The sequence below is a fragment of the Halomonas sp. 5021 genome, assembly GCF_036663435.1.
Lineage (GTDB): Bacteria > Pseudomonadota > Gammaproteobacteria > Pseudomonadales > Halomonadaceae > Vreelandella > Vreelandella janggokensis.
This window is the reverse complement of the sequence record NZ_JAXOVU010000002.1, coordinates 539,804-557,232: the sequence shown is the minus strand read 5'-3', so window position 1 is coordinate 557,232 and position 17,429 is coordinate 539,804. Positions and strand designations below refer to the sequence as shown.

At 62.0% G+C, this 17,429-nt stretch carries 11 protein-coding genes; 4 read left to right on the top strand and 7 right to left on the bottom strand.

The features are described from left to right. Positions 1-10 precede the first annotated feature (10 nt). From R3F64_RS06245 to R3F64_RS06230, 4 genes are all read right to left on the bottom strand, one after another. Complete coding sequence (locus R3F64_RS06245) at positions 11-1,261, bottom strand: sarcosine oxidase subunit beta family protein (protein ID WP_066314860.1); 1,251 nt, start codon at positions 1,259-1,261, stop codon at positions 11-13. A 25-nt stretch (positions 1,262-1,286) separates the two neighbouring features. Further along, positions 1,287-2,588, bottom strand: a complete 1,302-nt coding sequence (gene glyA, locus R3F64_RS06240) for a serine hydroxymethyltransferase (RefSeq protein ID WP_092824452.1) — start codon at positions 2,586-2,588, stop codon at positions 1,287-1,289. Positions 2,589-2,820: 232 nt separating this feature from the next. Continuing rightward, complete coding sequence (locus tag R3F64_RS06235) at positions 2,821-3,855, bottom strand: GlxA family transcriptional regulator (RefSeq protein ID WP_092824454.1); 1,035 nt, start codon at positions 3,853-3,855, stop codon at positions 2,821-2,823. 25 nt (positions 3,856-3,880) lie between these two features. Further along, the gene (locus R3F64_RS06230; protein WP_199284102.1) at positions 3,881-4,987 is read right to left on the bottom strand and encodes a hybrid-cluster NAD(P)-dependent oxidoreductase; all 1,107 of its coding nucleotides are present in this window, start codon (positions 4,985-4,987) and stop codon (positions 3,881-3,883) included. Positions 4,988-5,350: 363 nt separating this feature from the next. Here R3F64_RS06230 and R3F64_RS06225 point away from each other — a divergent pair, with 363 nt between their 5' ends. Continuing rightward, entirely contained in the window at positions 5,351-6,637 is a 1,287-nt protein-coding gene (locus R3F64_RS06225) for an aromatic ring-hydroxylating oxygenase subunit alpha (protein WP_199284103.1), read from the top strand. Between the two features lie 72 nt (positions 6,638-6,709). Here the strand turns inward: R3F64_RS06225 and fdhF are convergent, their stop codons facing one another. The 3 genes from fdhF to fdhA all read right to left on the bottom strand — a co-directional run bounded on the left by fdhF (position 6,710) and on the right by fdhA (position 12,645). Further along, entirely contained in the window at positions 6,710-9,562 is a 2,853-nt protein-coding gene (fdhF, locus tag R3F64_RS06220; protein WP_199284104.1) for a formate dehydrogenase subunit alpha, read from the bottom strand. Positions 9,563-9,574: 12 nt separating this feature from the next. Beyond that, positions 9,575-11,293 carry an NAD(P)H-dependent oxidoreductase subunit E gene (locus tag R3F64_RS06215; protein WP_199284105.1) on the bottom strand — a complete coding sequence of 573 codons (1,719 nt, stop codon included), beginning with the start codon at positions 11,291-11,293 and terminating at the stop codon, positions 9,575-9,577. Positions 11,294-11,454: 161 nt separating this feature from the next. Beyond that, positions 11,455-12,645 (bottom strand): formaldehyde dehydrogenase, glutathione-independent, encoded by a 1,191-nt coding sequence (gene fdhA / locus R3F64_RS06210; protein ID WP_199284106.1) that lies wholly within the window; start codon positions 12,643-12,645, stop codon positions 11,455-11,457. A 244-nt stretch (positions 12,646-12,889) separates the two neighbouring features. Between fdhA and R3F64_RS06205 the strand changes: the two genes are divergently transcribed. From R3F64_RS06205 to R3F64_RS06195, 3 genes are all read left to right on the top strand, one after another. Further along, positions 12,890-14,470, top strand: coding sequence for a BCCT family transporter (locus tag R3F64_RS06205; protein WP_332610445.1), 1,581 nt, complete (start codon positions 12,890-12,892; stop codon positions 14,468-14,470). Positions 14,471-14,619: 149 nt separating this feature from the next. Further along, the gene (locus R3F64_RS06200; protein WP_332610443.1) at positions 14,620-16,374 is read left to right on the top strand and encodes a sodium:solute symporter family protein; all 1,755 of its coding nucleotides are present in this window, start codon (positions 14,620-14,622) and stop codon (positions 16,372-16,374) included. A gap of 108 nt (positions 16,375-16,482) precedes the next feature. Continuing rightward, entirely contained in the window at positions 16,483-17,370 is an 888-nt protein-coding gene (locus R3F64_RS06195) for a DMT family transporter (RefSeq protein WP_332610441.1), read from the top strand. Positions 17,371-17,429: the final 59 nt, after the last annotated feature.

The window sequence follows — 17,429 nt, the reverse complement described above, 5'->3', positions numbered from 1 at the left end:
CTGACTCCGATTAGTGGGCCACGCCGGCGGCGCCGTGCTCGTCCACCAGCGCACCGGTGTGGAAGCGATTGATAGAGAACGGCGCCGCAATGGGATGCGCCTGGTTTTTCGCCAACGTCCAGGCGAATACATGGCCTGATCCCGGCGTGGCCTTGAAGCCGCCGGTGCCCCAGCCACAGTTGAAGTAAAGCCCCTTGACCGGTGTGGCGGACAGAATCGGGCACGCATCCGGGCAGGTATCCACAATGCCGCCCCATTGGCGGTTCATGCGCACCCGCGAAAAGATGGGGAACATCTCGATCACCGCCTGCAGCGTGTGCTCGACGGTCGGGTAGCTACCACGCTGCCCGTAACCGTTGTAGCCGTCGATGCCCGCACCAATGACCAGGTCACCCTTGTCGGTCTGGCTGATATAGCCATGCACATGGTTGGACATGACCACCGTGTCCAGCACTGGCTTGAGCGGTTCGGACACCAGGGCCTGCAAGGGGTGAGATTCCAGCGGCAGCCGGAAGCCTGCCATCTTGGCGAGTACGCCCGAATTGCCCGCGGCCACGCAGCCCACGGTTTTCGCTTCGATATCACCGCGGTTGGTATGCACGCCATAGATACGGCCATCGCGAATCTTGAAGCCGGTTACCTCGGTGTTCTGCAGAATATCCACGCCCAGCGCGTCCGCCGCCCGGGCAAAGCCCCAGGCAACCGCGTCGTGGCGTGCCACGCCCGCCCTCGGCTGCCATGAGGCGCCCAGGATGGGGTAACGGGCATTTTTTGAGCAGTCCATCACCGGCACGATGGCCTGGATCTGCTCCGGCGTGAGTACCTCGCTGTCGATACCGTTCAGGCGGTTGGCGTTGACCCGGCGCTGTACATCGCGCATGTCCTGGAGCGTGTGGGCCAGGTTCATCACCCCACGCTGGGAGAACATCACGTTGTAGTTGAGATCCTGGGATAGCCCTTCCCACAGTTTCATGGAGTGCTCGTAGAGCGCTGCCGACTCATCCCACAAATAATTGGAACGCACGATGGTGGTGTTACGCGCGGTATTACCGCCACCCAGCCAACCTTTCTCGACCACGGCAACATTGGTAATACCGTGCTCCTTGGCAAGGTAGTAGGCCGTGGCCAGGCCGTGGCCGCCGCCGCCGACGATCACCACGTCGTACTGCTTCTTGGGGGTGGGGTTACGCCACTGGCGCTCCCAGTTCTCATGATGGCTCAGCGCGTGCTTGGCCAGCCCGAATCCTGAATAACGTTGCATGGTTGTCTCCTGATTCGTAATGGCGTTACAGCGCCGTCTCGGCCGCTACTTGGGGTTCGCGGCTCTCGCCATAAACCGGATGGCGCTCGCACAGCGCGGCGACCTTGTCACGCACTTCGCTTTCCACGGCGTCTGTGTTGCCGCGCTCGGCCAGCACGTCGAGGATGTCGCAGATCCAGCCGGCCAGTTCCGCACACTCCGTTTCATCGAAACCACGCGATGTCGCGGCGGGCGTGCCGATACGCAGCCCCGAGGTGACGAAGGGGCTTTCCGGGTCGTTGGGCACGGCGTTCTTATTGACGGTGATATGCGCCCGGCCCAGGGCCGCATCCGCGTCCTTGCCGGTGACGCCCTGCTTGATCAGCGACAGCAGGAAGAGGTGATCATCGGTACCGCCGGAGATCACATCAAAGCCGCGCTCCATGAACACATTCGCCATGGCACGGGCGTTGTTAATCACGCGCTGCTGGTACTGCACAAAGTCCTGGCTCATCGCCTCCTTGAAGGCGACCGCTTTAGCGGCGATCACGTGCATCAGCGGGCCACCCTGCTGGCCCGGGAAGACGGCGCCATTGAGCTTTTTGTACAGCGCGGCGTCACCGTGATCGGAAAGAATCAGCCCGCCCCTTGGGCCGCGCAAGGTCTTGTGAGTGGTCGTGGTGACGACATGGGCGTAGGGAACCGGGCTCGGGTAGTGACCGGCGGCCACCAGACCCGCGACATGGGCCATGTCGACCATCAGCCAGGCACCGACTTCGTCGGCGATGGTGCGGAAACGACGCCAGTCGACGACCCGCGAATACGCCGAGAAACCGGCAATGATCATCTTCGGCTGGTGCTCACGTGCCAGACGCTCAACTTCTGCATAGTCGATTTCGCCGGTTTCCGGAATCAGGCCGTACTGCACGGCATGGTAATGCTTACCGGAAAAGTTGGGTGCGGCACCGTGGGTCAAGTGCCCCCCATGGGCCAGGCTCATGCCCAACACCGTATCGCCGGGTTTGATGAGCGCCATGAAAACCGCCGCATTGGCCTGGGCGCCGGAGTGTGGCTGAACATTGGCATATTCAGCACCAAACAAATCGCAGGCACGACTGATCGCCAGCTGTTCGACCACATCCACATGTTCGCAGCCACCGTAGTAGCGCTTACCCGGGTAGCCCTCGGCGTATTTATTGGTGAGCACCGTGCCCTGCGCCTCGATCACCGCCCGGCTGGCATAGTTCTCGGAAGCAATCAGTTCGATATGCGCTTCCTGACGCGCTACCTCATCGGCGATGGCCGCCGAAATCTGGGAATCGAAGTTGGCAAGTGTGGAAGGGTTCATAAACATCTCCTGTTGTTATCGGCAGCTGCGACATGGACGATCTGGTTGCTGAAGTGACAGCCGGTTGAGCCGGGTATGCCAGTGCGTTAGCTGACTACTATTAATACGCAAGGCTCGCTGAAATAAATTGAACAAATGCGACATATTTCATGAACGCCCGGCATGTAAAACAGCAACCCATTGTTCGACCGACGGTTTTAGGGGGCTTCCCAGGCGGCCTGAGAAAGCCACCTCAGACCGCCAGGCGGCCATCAATATGAAGAAAGAAAGGATCGACCTGATCATTGCCAGGCGAGCCAGCACGTTTGCGCATTTCCGACGGCGTCATATTGAAGGCGGTACGGAAATGGCGTGAGAAATGGGCCGTATCGGCGAAGCCGCAGCGTTCACCTATCTCGGTAATGCTTTTGCCGGTGTAATGCAGTAGCCAGGCGCCGTAGCGAAGGCGCAAATCCCGCGCGAATTTCTGGGGGCCAACGCCCAGCACGTCGCTGAAGCGACGCTCCAGGTTGCGGCGGGATGTCCCCACCCGCCCGGCCAGCTCATCCATCGAGATGATCTCCCCGAGGTGCTGCTCGAGCACTGCGATGGCACGGCGTACCAGCCGGTCGTCGACCTTGCCGAATACGACGGGTTGCGGTTGGGGATGGGCGCCTTTTCGGGCTTCATCAAGCAGCATGATGTTCAGGCTCTTCATCGCCCACGCCTTACCCAGATGCTTTTCTACCAGGTAGCCCGCAAGATCCGCCGCGGCGGCTCCTCCGGCACAGGTGATCCTGTCGCCATCGTCGATGAACAAGCGATCCGCAACAGGCTCTGCACCAGGAAAACGGTGATGCATGTCGCGATGGTGATACCAGCTGATGCAGCAGCGACGCCCCGTCATCAAACCCGCTTGAATCAGAGCGAATACGCCCGTACACACGCCAATCAATGGCACATTCACCTTTGCCGCCTGACGCAGGTAAGCGAGGGCGGCGCTATCGGTGGCGTCCTGTTCCTCCTGGACGCCGCCGATCACCACGATGTAGTCAAACTCACCGGGGTCGCGAAACGCTTCACAGGGTGAGATCGTCGCGCCACAACTGGAGAGTGCCGCCTGCCCACCACTGGTCATGAAATGCCAGTGGCAACGTAGCTGGCGGCTACGGTCGCCTTCATCGGCGGCCAGGCGCAGGCAGTCGACGAAGGCGGCGAATGGAAAGAGCGTAAAGCGGTGCAAGAGCACAAACCCAATGGCCAGTGGCTTGTTCGGCAGCGTCGTCATCAGCGAATACACCTATCATGTGCCACTAGAAATCCACGATTAAGTTGCCCTTCGGACGACTACAGCAAGACAGGATGTAGCCATCTTCAATGTCCTCTTCGGTAATCCCCCCGTTATGCTCCATTTCCACTTCGCCCGACTTGAGCGCGACCCGGCAAGTGCCGCAAATCCCCATACCGCAGGCCTTGGGAATATGCAGGCCAAGCTTCGCCGCCGCCGAGTGAACCGTCTCTTCGGGCTGGATGCGGACACTTTTGCCCGTCGACGCAAACTCGATGCTGTGCAGTTCGCTGGTATCGACGTTTTCGGCTTCGACCTCGGCCTGCTCGGCCAGCTCGCGCACATCCTCACGAACGTCGAGCGGCGTGGCGCCAAACAGCTCCTCGTGGTAGTGATTCATGTCGAAGTTGTTGGCACGCAGGATGTTCTTGATGGCGTTCATGTAAGGGGGTGGACCGCAGCAAAAGATCTCCCTTTCCATGAAGTCCGGCACCATCAGCTCGAACAGCGGCTGGGTGAGATAGCCACGGTAGCCCGCCCAGGCCTCGCCGATATCCTCCTTGCTCTCGCAAATGATATGCAGCTTGAACTCAGGGATGCGCGAAAACATGTGCACCAGCTCGCGGTGATAAATAACATCGCGAGGGGCGCGGGCGCTATGCACGAATTCAACATCGACGCTGGCGTTGGTATCGAACAGCCAGCGGGTCATCGACATCAACGGGGTAATGCCAACGCCCCCGGAAAGAAACAGCACCTTTTCAGCAGGAAAATCGATCGAGTTGAAATCGCCGACCGGCCCATGCACGACCAGTTCGTCGCCGACCTTTAAATTGGCATGCAGCCAATTGGAGACCTTGCCCCCCGGAATCTGCTTGACGGTGATCGAAAAACTGTAAGGGATGGAGGGGGAGCTGGAAATCGTATAGGAGCGCATGACCGACTCATTGTCGATCTCGAGCTCCAGCGTCACGAACTGCCCCGGCTTGAAGAAGAACAGCACCGGCTGCTCGGCCATGAAGCAGAACGTGCGTACATCCTGGGTTTCCTGGATCACCTTCACGCAACGTACCTGATGTCGGCCGTTGGTCCAGGTTTGGGTCGTGACCGGGTTGAAGTAGTTAGTTGTCATTGTCGCCTCTGCCTGACCAGCCTTCATCGCTATGCATCACTCAACCGCATTCTTCATGCGGCCAGTACCGTTGAGCTGCATTTTGGGGACGCGCCTGCCAACCGACTTGCCTGACAGCGACGCGCGCTTACCTCGTGACACTCTTTATCGTCTGCAAATCGCCTTTTTAGTCGTCACTACATCACCTGATGTCGCGGCTGGATAACCGGCAGTGAGGCGCCTGCCACACAATCTGTCACTCGATGCAGGTCGGGTATGAACAAAGCGCCAGGTTACGCGACAGAACAACAAGATTGAGCAATCTTGACTAACGGCCGACTCGCAGCCCTTGAGGGGGAAGCAGTGGTTTACGAGGATACTGGTATGGAAAAACATGTGCTGAATACAATGGAAGACCCACTTGCCGCGGCTCGTGAGTCAACGGTCGAGATGCTGCAGACAAGAAAGCGCACCTTTTCGCTTCCGCAGCCGTTTTATAACGACGCCCGCCTGTTCGCGCTTGATATGCAGGAGATTTTCGAGAAAGAGTGGCTGTTCGCCGGGATGACATGCGAGATACCCACCAAGGGTAACTTCATGACGCTGGACGTCGGTGATAATCCCATCGTCATCGTGCGCGGCGGTGAGGGCACGATTCATGCGTTCCACAATGTCTGCCGCCACCGCGGGTCACGGCTTTGCACAAAGGACAAGGGCAAGGTGGCAAAACTGGTTTGCCCCTACCACCAGTGGACCTACGAGCTTGATGGACGCTTGCTGTTCGCCGGGAGCGATATGGGCAGCGACTTCAACCTTGATCAATTTGGCCTCAAGCCGGTCCATGTCCGCACGGCAGGGGGCTTCATCTTTATCAACCTAAGCGATGAACCGCCCGCCATGGACGAGTTCCTGGAAACGCTCGAGCATTATCTTGAGCCGTACCAGATGGACAACGTCAAGGTCGCCACGGAGTCGAGCATCGTCGAGCAAGCCAACTGGAAGCTGGTGATTGAAAACAACCGCGAATGCTACCACTGCAACGGCGCGCACCCTGAGCTGCTGAACTCGTTGCAGGAATTTGATGACACCGACGACCCCCGCGCCACGCCCGCCTACAAGGCATTGGTGGCGCGCAAGCAGGCAGATTGGGATCGTGAGCAAGTCCCCTACCAGCTGAAGCGCTTTGGCCAGCGTAACCGGATGACGCGAACCCCCATGCTGGATGGCATTGTCTCGATGACGATGGATGGCAAGCCCGGCTGCGACAAGTTGATGGGCCGCTTGCCCAACGCCGATATGGGGTCGCTGCGCATCCTGCATCTGCCCAATTCCTGGAACCATTTCATGGGTGACCACGCCATCGTTTTCCGCGTGCTGCCCCTTGGCCCCCAGAAAACCCTGGTGACCACCAAGTGGCTGGTCCACAAGGATGCCGCAGAAGGCGTCGACTACGACCCCGACCAGCTTCGCCAGGTGTGGGACGCGACCAACGACCAGGACCGTCAACTCGCCGAAGAAAACCAACGGGGCATCAACTCCAAGGCCTACCAGCCCGGCCCCTACTCCGAGACCTATGAGTTCGGGGTGATCGATTTTGTCGACTGGTATGCCACCCGGATGCTCGAAAACCTGGAATACGATACGCCTTCGCTGCAATTAGCCCAGGGGTGAATTCAGCCCAAGGCTAAAACTGCCAGGATGGTGACTTGAAGGACATGGCCCGCTGACGCGGGCCATGCTTTTTTAGACGCTTAACGGTGCCTCTTTTTTACTGGGAGAATGGCAGCTCAGCCGGCAGGCGGCATATTTGAACTCCGGAATCTTGCCAACCGGGTCCAGTGCCGGGTTGGTCAATAGATTGGCCGCGGCCTCCCCATAACAGAAGGGCAGGAAGACCATGCCTTCTGGCATGCCGGGATCGACCCGCGCCTTGAGCGTAACGGACCCTCGCCGGGTGGCAATGGTCAGGTCGTCGCCCGGCGCCATTCCCAGCCTGGCAAACTCAACGGGCGCCAGGGTCGCCGCCGCCTCTGGCTCCAGGTCATCCAGCACCTTGGCGCGGCGCGTCATGGAACCGGTATGCCAGTGCTCCAGTTGGCGGCCGGTGGTCAATACGGTTGGGTAGTCATTGTCCACCGGCTCATTCGGCGGCAGTGGCCGGGTGGGCGAGAATTTCGCCCGGCCGCTGGCGGTGGGAAAGGCCTCGGAAAAGACCACGTCGGCGCCCGGCGCGTCCTCCGCCGAGCAGGGGTAGGTGACCGACTGCTCGCGCTCCAGGCGTTCCCAGGAGATATTGTCCAGCGAGGGCATGCCTTGCTGCATCTCGGCGAAGACGTCCCGCGGGTGCTGGTAGTTCCAGTCCAGGCCGAATCGCTTGGCAATCTCCTGGGTAATCCACCAGTCCGGCTTGGCCTGCCCCGGCAGCGGCAAGGCCGCGCGCCCCATCTGCACCTGGCGATTGGTGTTGGTCACCGTACCGTTCTTCTCGGGCCAGGCGGAGGCTGGCAGGATGACATCGGCGAACTGGGCGGTCTCGGTGACGAAGAGGTCCTGCACCACCAGATGCTCAAGCTTGGCAAGGGCCGCCCGGGCGTGGTCGAGGTCCGGGTCGGACATCGCCGGGTTCTCGCCCTGAATAAGCATGCCGCGAATGGTGCCCGTGGCGATAGCGTCCATGATTTCCACCACGGTAAGACCCGGCGTAGGGTCCAGTTGGGTATTCCACAGTTCCTCGAAGGCCGCACGCACCTGCGCATCGCTGACCGGCTGGTAATCCGGCATCACCATGGGGATCATGCCCGCATCGGAGGCACCCTGAACATTGTTCTGGCCACGCAGCGGGTGCAGACCGGTGCCGGGGCGCCCGGTCTGGCCGCAGGCCAGCGCCAGCGAGATCAGGCCGCGGGCGTTGTCGGTGCCGTGGGTGTGCTGGGAGATACCCATGCCCCAGAAGATCATCGCCCGCTCGGCGGTGGCGTACAGCCTGGCCACTTCGCGGATGGTCTCGGGTTCGACACCGCACAGGCCGCTCATTGCCTCGGGGGTCATGTCCACCGTATGCGTCTTGAGGGCCTCGAAGCCCTCGGTGTGCTCGGCGATATAGGCGCTGTCATAGAGCTCTTCACTGATGATCACATTGAGCATGGCGTTGAACAGCGCCACGTCGGCCCCCGGCGAGAAGCGCACGCTCCGGTGGGCGTAGGCATCCAGCGCCTGGCCACGGGGGTCGAGGATCAACAGCTTGGTGCCGCGCTTGGCCGCCTGCTTGAAGAAGGTGGCCGCCACCGGGTGGTTGACCGCCGGGTTGCAGCCGATAAGGATCACCACATCGGCCTGGCTGGCCTGCATGAAAGAGGCGGTCACGGCACCGGAGCCAATGCATTCCATCAGCGCCGCCACTGAACTGGCGTGGCACAGCCGGGTGCAGTGGTCCACATGGTTGGAGCCGAAGCCGGTGCGCACCAGCTTCTGGAACAGCCACGCCTCTTCGTTGGAGCACTTGGCACTGCCGAAGCCCGCCAAGGCGTCCGAACCATGGGCGGCCTTGAGGTCAACAAGCCCCTTGGCGGCGAAATCCAGCGCCTCATCCCAGCTGGCCTCACGGAAATGGGTCAGGGGCTGGGCGGGGTCGAAGTCCGGGTCGAGCCCTTTCGCCACGCCCTCCCGGCGAATCAGCGGCACGGTAAGCCGCGACGGATGACGCGGATAGTCGTAACCAAAGCGCCCTTTGACGCACAGGCGATTCTCGTTGGAGGGCCCTTCGCGGCCCTCCACATAAAGAATCTCGTCGTCCTTGATATGGTAGGTAAGCTGGCAGCCCACCCCGCAGTAGGGGCATACCGAGTCGACCTGGCGATCGGCCGCGGCGGAGTCACCGTGGCCCGCCTCATCGACCACGGTGGCGGGCATCAGGGCGCCGGTGGGGCAGGCCTGAACACACTCGCCGCAGGCCACGCAGGTGCTGTCGCCCATGGGGTCGTCGAAATCGAAGACGATCTTCGAGGCCGCGCCGCGGTGCGCCAGGCCGATAACGTCGTTGACCTGCACTTCGCGACAGGCACGCACACACAGGTTGCACTCGATGCAGGCGTCGAGATTGACGCTCATGGCAGAGTGGCTGTTGTCCTTCGTCAGTGCGTCTTTACGTGGCGCCACATGATGCACGGTGGGCGCCTGTCGCTCGTCGCGCCTGGGCAGCTTGCGGCGTACCGCCGTGGCATCGATGGCCAGCTGGTCGGCCATGGCCCAGAAATGGCTGGAACGGTCGGGGCTGTCTTCGCGGGCTGGCTGGTCGACCAGCAGCATCTCCATGACCCCTTCCCGGGCCGTGCGCGAGCGCTCGGAACTGGCGCTCTTGACCACCATGCCTGGCGTCGCCATGCGCAGACAGCTGGCGGCCAGGGCGCGCTCGCCTTCGATCTCCACCATGCAGGCCCGGCAATTGCCATCGGCGCGGTAACCGCTGGCGTCCTTGAAACACAGGTGCGGAATGGTCTCGCCAGCGCGCTTGGCGACCTGCCAGAGGCTTTCACCGTGGTACGCACTGACGTCAACGCCATCCAGCGTCAGAGTAAAGGCTTGTTCGCTAGTACTCATGCTCATGCTCCCTTACCCCTTGATAATCACATTCTGGGCGGCCAGCTCGCCGCGGAAATCCTTGAGCAGCCCAAGCACAGGGTTGGGGGCCGCCTGGCCGAGGCCACAAATGGAGGCATCCATCATCACCTGGGAAAGACGCGTCAATACCGCGGCGTCCCATTCGTCACCCTCGAGCAGGGTCAGCATCTTCTCGGTGCCTACCCGGCAGGGGGTACACTGGCCGCAGGACTCATCGGCAAAAAAGGCCAGCAGGTTGGTGGCCACCGCACGCAGGTCGTCCTGGTCGGACAGCACCATGACCGCCGCCGAGCCGATAAAACCGCCGTGCTCCTGGAGGGTGTCGAAGTCCAGGGGAACATCGGCCTTCGACGCGGGCAGGATACCGCCAGAGGCGCCACCGGGCAGATAGGCCACCAGGCGATGGCCATCGGCCATGCCCCCGCAGTACTCCTCGACCAACTCGTTGAGGGTGATCCCCGCCGGTGCCAAATGCACGCCGGGGCGCTTGACCCGGCCCGAGACCGAGAAACTGCGCAGCCCGACACGGCCGTGTCGGCCCTGGCTGGAAAACGCCTCGGCACCACGCTGCCAGATCAGCGGAATCCAGTAGACGGTCTCGACATTATTGACCAGCGTTGGTCGGTCAAAGAGCCCCTTCTGGGCCACGAACGGCGGGCGGTGGCGGGGTTTGCCCGGCTTGCCCTCCAGGGACTCGATCATCGCCGACTCTTCGCCGCAGATATAAGCGCCCGCGCCGCGGCGCAGCACGATATAGCCAGGTGCCACCAGACCCGCGGCCTCCAGCTCGCCAATGGCCTCGCGCAGCACGCCATGCAAGGCCGGGTACTCATCGCGCAGGTAGATATACAGCGCCTCGGCGTCGACCGCCCAGGCGCTGACCAGCGCCCCTTCCAGAAACTGGTGCGGCGAGCGCTCCAGGTAATAGCGATCCTTGAAGGTACCGGGCTCGCCCTCGTCAGCGTTGATGGCGCAATAGCGGGGCCCGGCCTCCTGGCGCACGAAGTACCACTTCTTGAAGGTCGGAAAGCCTGCGCCGCCCAGGCCACGCAGATTGGCCTGCTGCATCGCCTCCATCAGTTCGTCTACCGTGACATCGCCTGCACGGCAGGCCTGAAGCAATGCCAGGCCACCCCCGCCGTGATAGTCGTCAAGGCGCTGCCAGTTGACGGGCTCGGGATGGAAGTGCCCTTCCTCAATCACCGACGCGACGCGCGCCTGGGTGGCAGACAACACATGATGATGCCCCACCTCGGCCACCGGCGCCGTGTCGCAGCGCCCCATGCAGGGCGCTCTGAGAACACGTACCTGCTCGATATCCATGCTGGCTTCCAACTGTGCTTTCAGCGCCTCGGCGCCAGCCAACTGGCAGGCGAGAGAGTCGCAAACACGGATGGTCACCGCCGGTGGCGGCAGCTGGTCATCGTGAATGACATCGAAGTGGGCATAGAAGGTAGCGGTCTCGTAGACGGCCGCCATGGGCAAGTTCATGTAGGTCGCCAGGGCACGCAGCTCCGCCAGCAGCAGATGGCCCCGAGCGTCCTGTATGGCATGCAGGTGTTCGATCAGCAGGTCCCGGCGGCGCAGCGTGGCATCCTTGCGTTCGTCGCCCAATAGGTCACGCAACCCCTCAAGGAGACTGGGATCGAGATCACGGCCACGGGGCTTGCCACGGAAGCGGCGCTTGGGGGTCACGGTCTGGACGGTCATGGGTTACTCATTATTATCTTGATAGGGATGGTGCCGAATGCACAAAGACGGCACCCTGCGGGCACCGTCTAGGGCGGTACTGTCTATCACACCCCCGCTTTCAGGCAGCGGCGGTCTGTTTCGCAGCTATTGCGTTCATCAGCGGCTCAGTCAACGCGTTCTCAGGCCACACTGCCATGGGGATCAATGACGAATTTCTTGGCTGCGCCACCGTCGAAGTCGGCATAGCCCTGGGGCGCCTGATCCAGGTTGATCATCTGGACATTGACCGCATCGGCGATGTTGACCTTGCCAAACAGGATAGCCTGCATCAGCGGGCGATGGTACTTCATCACCGGACACTGGCCGGTATGGAAGCTGTGGGACTTGGCCCAGCCGAGGCCAAAGCGCATGCTCAAAGCACCCTGCTGGGCCGCCTTGTCCTCAGAACCGGGGTCTTCGGTCACGTAGAGGCCGGGAATGCCGATCTGGCCGCCCGCGCGGGTCAGCGACATTGCCGAGTTGAGCACCGTGGCAGGCGCTTCCTTGCCATGGTTGCAGCCGCAGGCGTGGGCCTCGAAGCCGACGCAGTCGACGAAGGCATCGACTTCACGCTCGCCAAGAATCACCTCGATCTTGTCTGCCATGTCGCCTTCCTGGGTCAGGTCGATGGTCTCGCAGCCAAAGCTGCGGGCCTGGGCCAGGCGCTCTTCGATCATGTCGCCGACGATCACGCAGGCAGCGCCCAGCAGCTGGGCGGAAACCGCCGCCGCCAGCCCGACGGGACCCGCTCCGGCGATATAGACGGTGCTGCCTGGGCCGACACCGGCGGTCACACAGCCGTGGAAGCCGGTGGGGAAGATATCGGAGAGCAGGGTCAGGTCCTTGATCTTCTCCATGGCCTGATCGGCATCCGGGAACTTCAGCAGATTAAAATCGGCATAGGGCACCATCACGTATTCGGTCTGTCCGCCGACCCAGCCGCCCATGTCCACGTAGCCATAGGCGGCGCCGGGACGCGATGGATTGACGTTGAGGCAGATGCCGGTCTGGCCGGACTTGCAGTTGCGGCAGCGGCCACAGGCAATATTGAACGGCACCGAGACCAGATCGCCCGGCTTGATAAATTCAACGTCGCGACCGGCCTCGACCACCATGCCGGTGATTTCGTGGCCGAGCACCAGGCCAGGCTGGGCAGTGGTGCGGCCGCGAACCATATGCTGATCGCTGCCGCAGATATTGGTGGTGACGACCTTGAGAATCACGCCGTGCTCGCACTTGCGATTGCCAAGGGCAAGTTCGGGATAAGCGATAGACTCAACGGCGACCTCACCCGGCCCCTTGTAGACGACTCCGCGATTGGCTGCATTCATGGCTGGCTCCTGTGGATTATTATTCTGCTCGATAGAGTGAATTGCGCTTATCCAGCCTATCTCCTCCACCTTCCGGAACTTGCTCAGCAAAGGCATTCACATATCTATTCGAGACATCCCCGTCAGGACGGATAGATGGAGGTCGCTTTCACGACACTGTTGTTCTGAAACAGGCCCAACAATTTGCAGGGTCGGTGACGCGGACACCTCACCGACGCCTAACAAGAGCCACCAAGGAACCCTGATGAACAACAATGACGACCCGGTCCTGTCGCCCGGACAGGACAACACTCAGATAATGGGGCTGGATTTTCATAATCCGGTTTTCCCGCTGTCGGCGCTGGCCATTCTGGCCTTCATTCTTTACGCGCTCATCTACCCGGATGCTGCCAATAGCCACCTGGGGCTTGCCAAGAACTGGTCGATCGAGCACTTCGACTGGCTGTTCATGATCGCGGGCAATATCTTTGTCGTGTTCTGCCTGGTGCTTATCTGCCTGCCGCTGGGGCGGATTCGCCTGGGCGGCAAGGACGCCAAGCCGGAATACTCGCTCACCTCCTGGTTCGCCATGCTGTTTGCGGCGGGCATGGGCATCGGCCTGATGTTCTGGAGCGTAGCCGAGCCCGTGGCCTACTACACCGACTGGTACGGCACGCCCCTGAATGCACCCGCGGGGACGCCGATGGGCGCCAGCGCCGCCATGGGGGCGACCATGTTCCATTGGGGCCTGCATCCCTGGGCGATCTACGGCGTGGTGGCCCTTTCCCTGGCCTTCTTTGCCTATAACAAGGGGATGCCGCTGACGCTGCGCTCCGCCTTCTACCCGATTCTGGGCGAGCGGGCCCGGGGCTGGGCGGGACACATCATCGACATCTTTGCCGTGTTGGCCACCATCTTCGGCCTGGCCACCTCGCTGGGCTTTGGCGCCACCCAGGCCGCCGGTGGACTGGCCTACCTGTTCGGCATTCCCAACACCATCGGTACCCAGCTGGCGATTATCGTGGCCGTGACGGTGATTGCGCTGTTCTCGGTATGGCGGGGCATCGACGGCGGCGTCAAGCTGTTCTCGAACATCAACATGGTCATCGCGGCACTGCTGTTGCTGTTTGTGGTGATCGCCGGGCCGACGCTGATGATCGTGACCGGGATCGGCACCACGGCGCTGGACTACGTGGGCCATCTGCTGCCGCTGTCCAACTGGATTGGCCGCGAAGACGATACCTGGTACCACGGCTGGACGATCTTCTACTGGGCGTGGTGGATCTCCTGGTCGCCGTTCGTCGGCATGTTCATCGCCCGCGTTTCCAAGGGACGCACGGTGCGCGAGTTCCTGATCGCGGTGCTGCTGGTGCCGACGCTGGTCACCCTGGTGTGGATGAGCGCCTTTGGCGGCACGGCGCTTTTCCAGGCCTCCAACGGCGTGGGCGAGCTGGCCAACGGCATTGGCGACGTTTCGCTGGCCATGTTCCACATGCTGGAGCAGTTGCCCCTGACCGGCATTACCTCGACGCTGGCGATCATTCTGGTGCTGGTATTCTTCATCACCTCGTCGGACTCCGGCTCGCTGGTGATCGACAACATCACCGCCGGTGGCAAGACCGATGCGCCCAAGGGCCAGCGGGTATTCTGGGCCACGCTTGAAGGCGTAATCGCCGGCGTGCTGCTATACGGCGGCGGCAACACCGCGCTGAGCGCGCTGCAGGCTGGCGCCGTCGCCACCGGCCTGCCCTTCACGCTGGTGCTGCTGGCAATGTGTTTCAGCCTTTACATGGGGCTTCACAAGGAGTGGCGCGAGCTCAACGCCGTGCCCACCCCCGCCCGCTGATCAGCACAGCGGCTGTTATCGGGGCGCCATTATCATGGCGCCCTTTTTCGTGTCGTAATTGCTGCATTGGGTGCCGCTGGCAACAATGAGCGCGCCGACAAAGCGCTGCACCATGACGTCACAATGTTAACAACCCCATGGTTATGCTCATGATTTATACCATCGCAATTCTGTTGAGCCTGGTCGGCTATTTTGTCATCGGGCATCTGGCCGGGCGGCGCGTCAAGGGACTGGATGACTACCTGGTCGCCGGCCGCAATGCGCCCACCTTTTTTATCCTGGGTACGCTGGTGGCCAGCTACCTGAGCACCAGCGCCTTTCTCGGCGAAACGGGCTTTGCCTACCAGGGCTATCCGTTCGTCATGCTGATTTTTGCGGCGGTGAGCACCTCAGGCTGCCTGCTGGGCGCCTTGGTGTTCGGCCGTTACCTGCGCCGCAGCGGTGCCAAGACCGTGCCGGAGTTTTTTGGCAAGCGCTTTGCCTCGCGGCGCGTCCAGGTCATTGCCGGGCTCACCACGGTCATCGGCCTGGGGGCGTACCTGCTGGGCGTCATGCAGGGCGCGGGCATCATGTTCGCCGAGCTGACCGGCATGCCCTATTGGGTGGGCCTGGTGCTGGTATGGGCGACCTATACCGGCTTCATTCTGTATTCGGGCTCGCCCGGCGTGATGCTCACCGATACCATCATGTTCGTGATCTTCTCGCTGGCTGCAGTGGGCGGGTCGCTCTACGTGATCCAGGACCTGGGCGGCTGGAGCGGCGTGGTTGAAGGCCTGCTGACCCAGACCGACAAGCCCGGCATTGCCCTATGGCATGGGGTGATCGAAGGGCCTGACGCCAGCTTCTCCTCCCCCGGCGAAGCGCTTGTCTGGGGATTGACCCTGGGCCTTGTCTGGGCGGCGGTGCTGGCGGCCAGCCCCTGGCAGTCGAGCCGCTACCTGATGGCGCGTAACGAGCACGTGGTGATGCGCTCGGCCATGCTGACGGCGGTGGCGCTCGGTGTCTTCTATGCGCTGATGATGATGACCGGTGCGGCAATCAATCTCTACGACCCAACCCTCGACCCCGAACGTTCCATGGTCTGGGTGGCGCTCAATATCCTGCCCGCCTGGCTGGGAGTGGTCATTCTGACGGGAGTATTCGCGGCCGGGCTGTCATCCTGCTCGACGTTCCTGTCGATCATCGGCTTTAGCCTGTCCAACGATATTCTGCCCGCGTCGCTGGACGAAAAATCGGCCCTGCGCAAGAGCCGTATCGCCGTGCTTGCAGCAGGACTGATCGCGCTGCTGCTGGCACTCTTCCAGCCGCCGGCGGTCATGGCGGTGGTCTGGTTTGCCGCCACGCTGTTTGCCTCCTCCTGGGGGCCGGTGGCTCTGATGAGCATCTGGAGTCAGCGGATTACCGCTGCGGGCGCCAGCTGGGGCCTGGCGGTCGGTTTTGTCGGCAACCTGATCCTGTCGCTAATGGTACAGGCCGAGTGGGTCAGCCTGCCGGTATACCTGCACCCGGTACTGCTGAGCACGCTGATGGCGCTGGCGGCCATCGCACTGGCATCCGCCTTGACCCGCGTCAGCCCTTCCGAGGCCGACTATCGGGCCTTCCTGCACGAGTTCGATGCCCGAGCGCTGAGCGGCTGGGTGTCCGGCACCCGCTGGATCGCGCTATGCACCATGCTCTCCGGGGTCGCTATCGGGGTATTTTTATGGCAACAATACGCGGTCACCCTGGCAGGCTACGCCGAGCGCTTCGGGCTCTCCGCCGGCGCGATTCAAGGCGGTTACCTGCTGGCGGTCGGCTGCGGCGGCATGCTGCTGCTTGCCGGTGCCGTCGGCTATCGAGTGGTGCGTCCCCGCCCCCATCGCGCCGCGGCGGCGCATACGGTGACAGCCGACACCACCTCCTAGACACGGGAAAATCTGGCGAGTCCATGTTCATTGGCCCGCCATGAATCCCCCAACCGCCCACCTGATCGGTGGGCGGTTATCTTTTTATTCACAGCCAGGAGTCGGACAATGCAGACACGTCGTTATCAGCGCGGCCTCGTCATGGTAGTGCTGGGTGTGGTGTCCCTCAGCTTCGACGGTTTGCTGATACGCCTGGCGCGCACCGACGGCTGGACCATCGTGTTCTGGCGCGGCTTATTGATGTTCTGCGTGCTGGGAGTATTGTGCTGGTCAGCCAAACGGCTGACGACGCTGAACCGCCACCCGTTTTCCTCTCTGGCCTCGGCGCTGCTGCTGGGGCTGATATCCAGTCTGTTTGTGCTGGCGGTCATGAACGCCAACGTGGCCAACGTGGTGGTGATCCTGAGTACCGCGCCGCTGTTTGCCGCGCTTTTTTCGCGGATATTCCTGGGCGAAAGCGTCGCGCGGCGAACCCTGGTGGCCATTGCCGTCTGCATGCTGGGCATGGGCCTGGTGTTCATGGGGAAAGGGGCCATGGGAATGCTGACCGGCAACCTCTACGCCCTGGCGGCAGCGGCGGCCATCGGTGGCAACCTGACGCTGCTGCGCCGCTATCCAGCGATTGACCCCATGACGGTGATTGCCGGTGGCGGGCTGCTCTCGGCGGCGATTGCCCTGCCCATGGCGTCGCCGCTGACCCTGGACGCTGAGCGCTATGGCGTACTGGCAGTAATGGGACTGATACAGATGCCCTTGGCAACGGTGCTGATCAACAGCGCCACCCGCTACCTGCCGTCGACTGAGGTGGCGCTGTTCTATCTGGTCGAAACCGCACTGGGCACGCTCTGGGTCTGGTGGCTATTGGGCGAGACGCCTGGTGTGTCGACGCTCATGGGAGGGGCGGTCGTGATCACGGTGCTGGTGCTGCACGCCTGGCGCGGCTTGCACCTGGAAAGGCAGCGCCTTCAGCTGTATCCGGGATTGATTGGCAAATAGCCAGTAACGCCATTAAAAAGCCCGCCGCGGAGGGCGAGCTTAAAAGGCGATTGAATGCT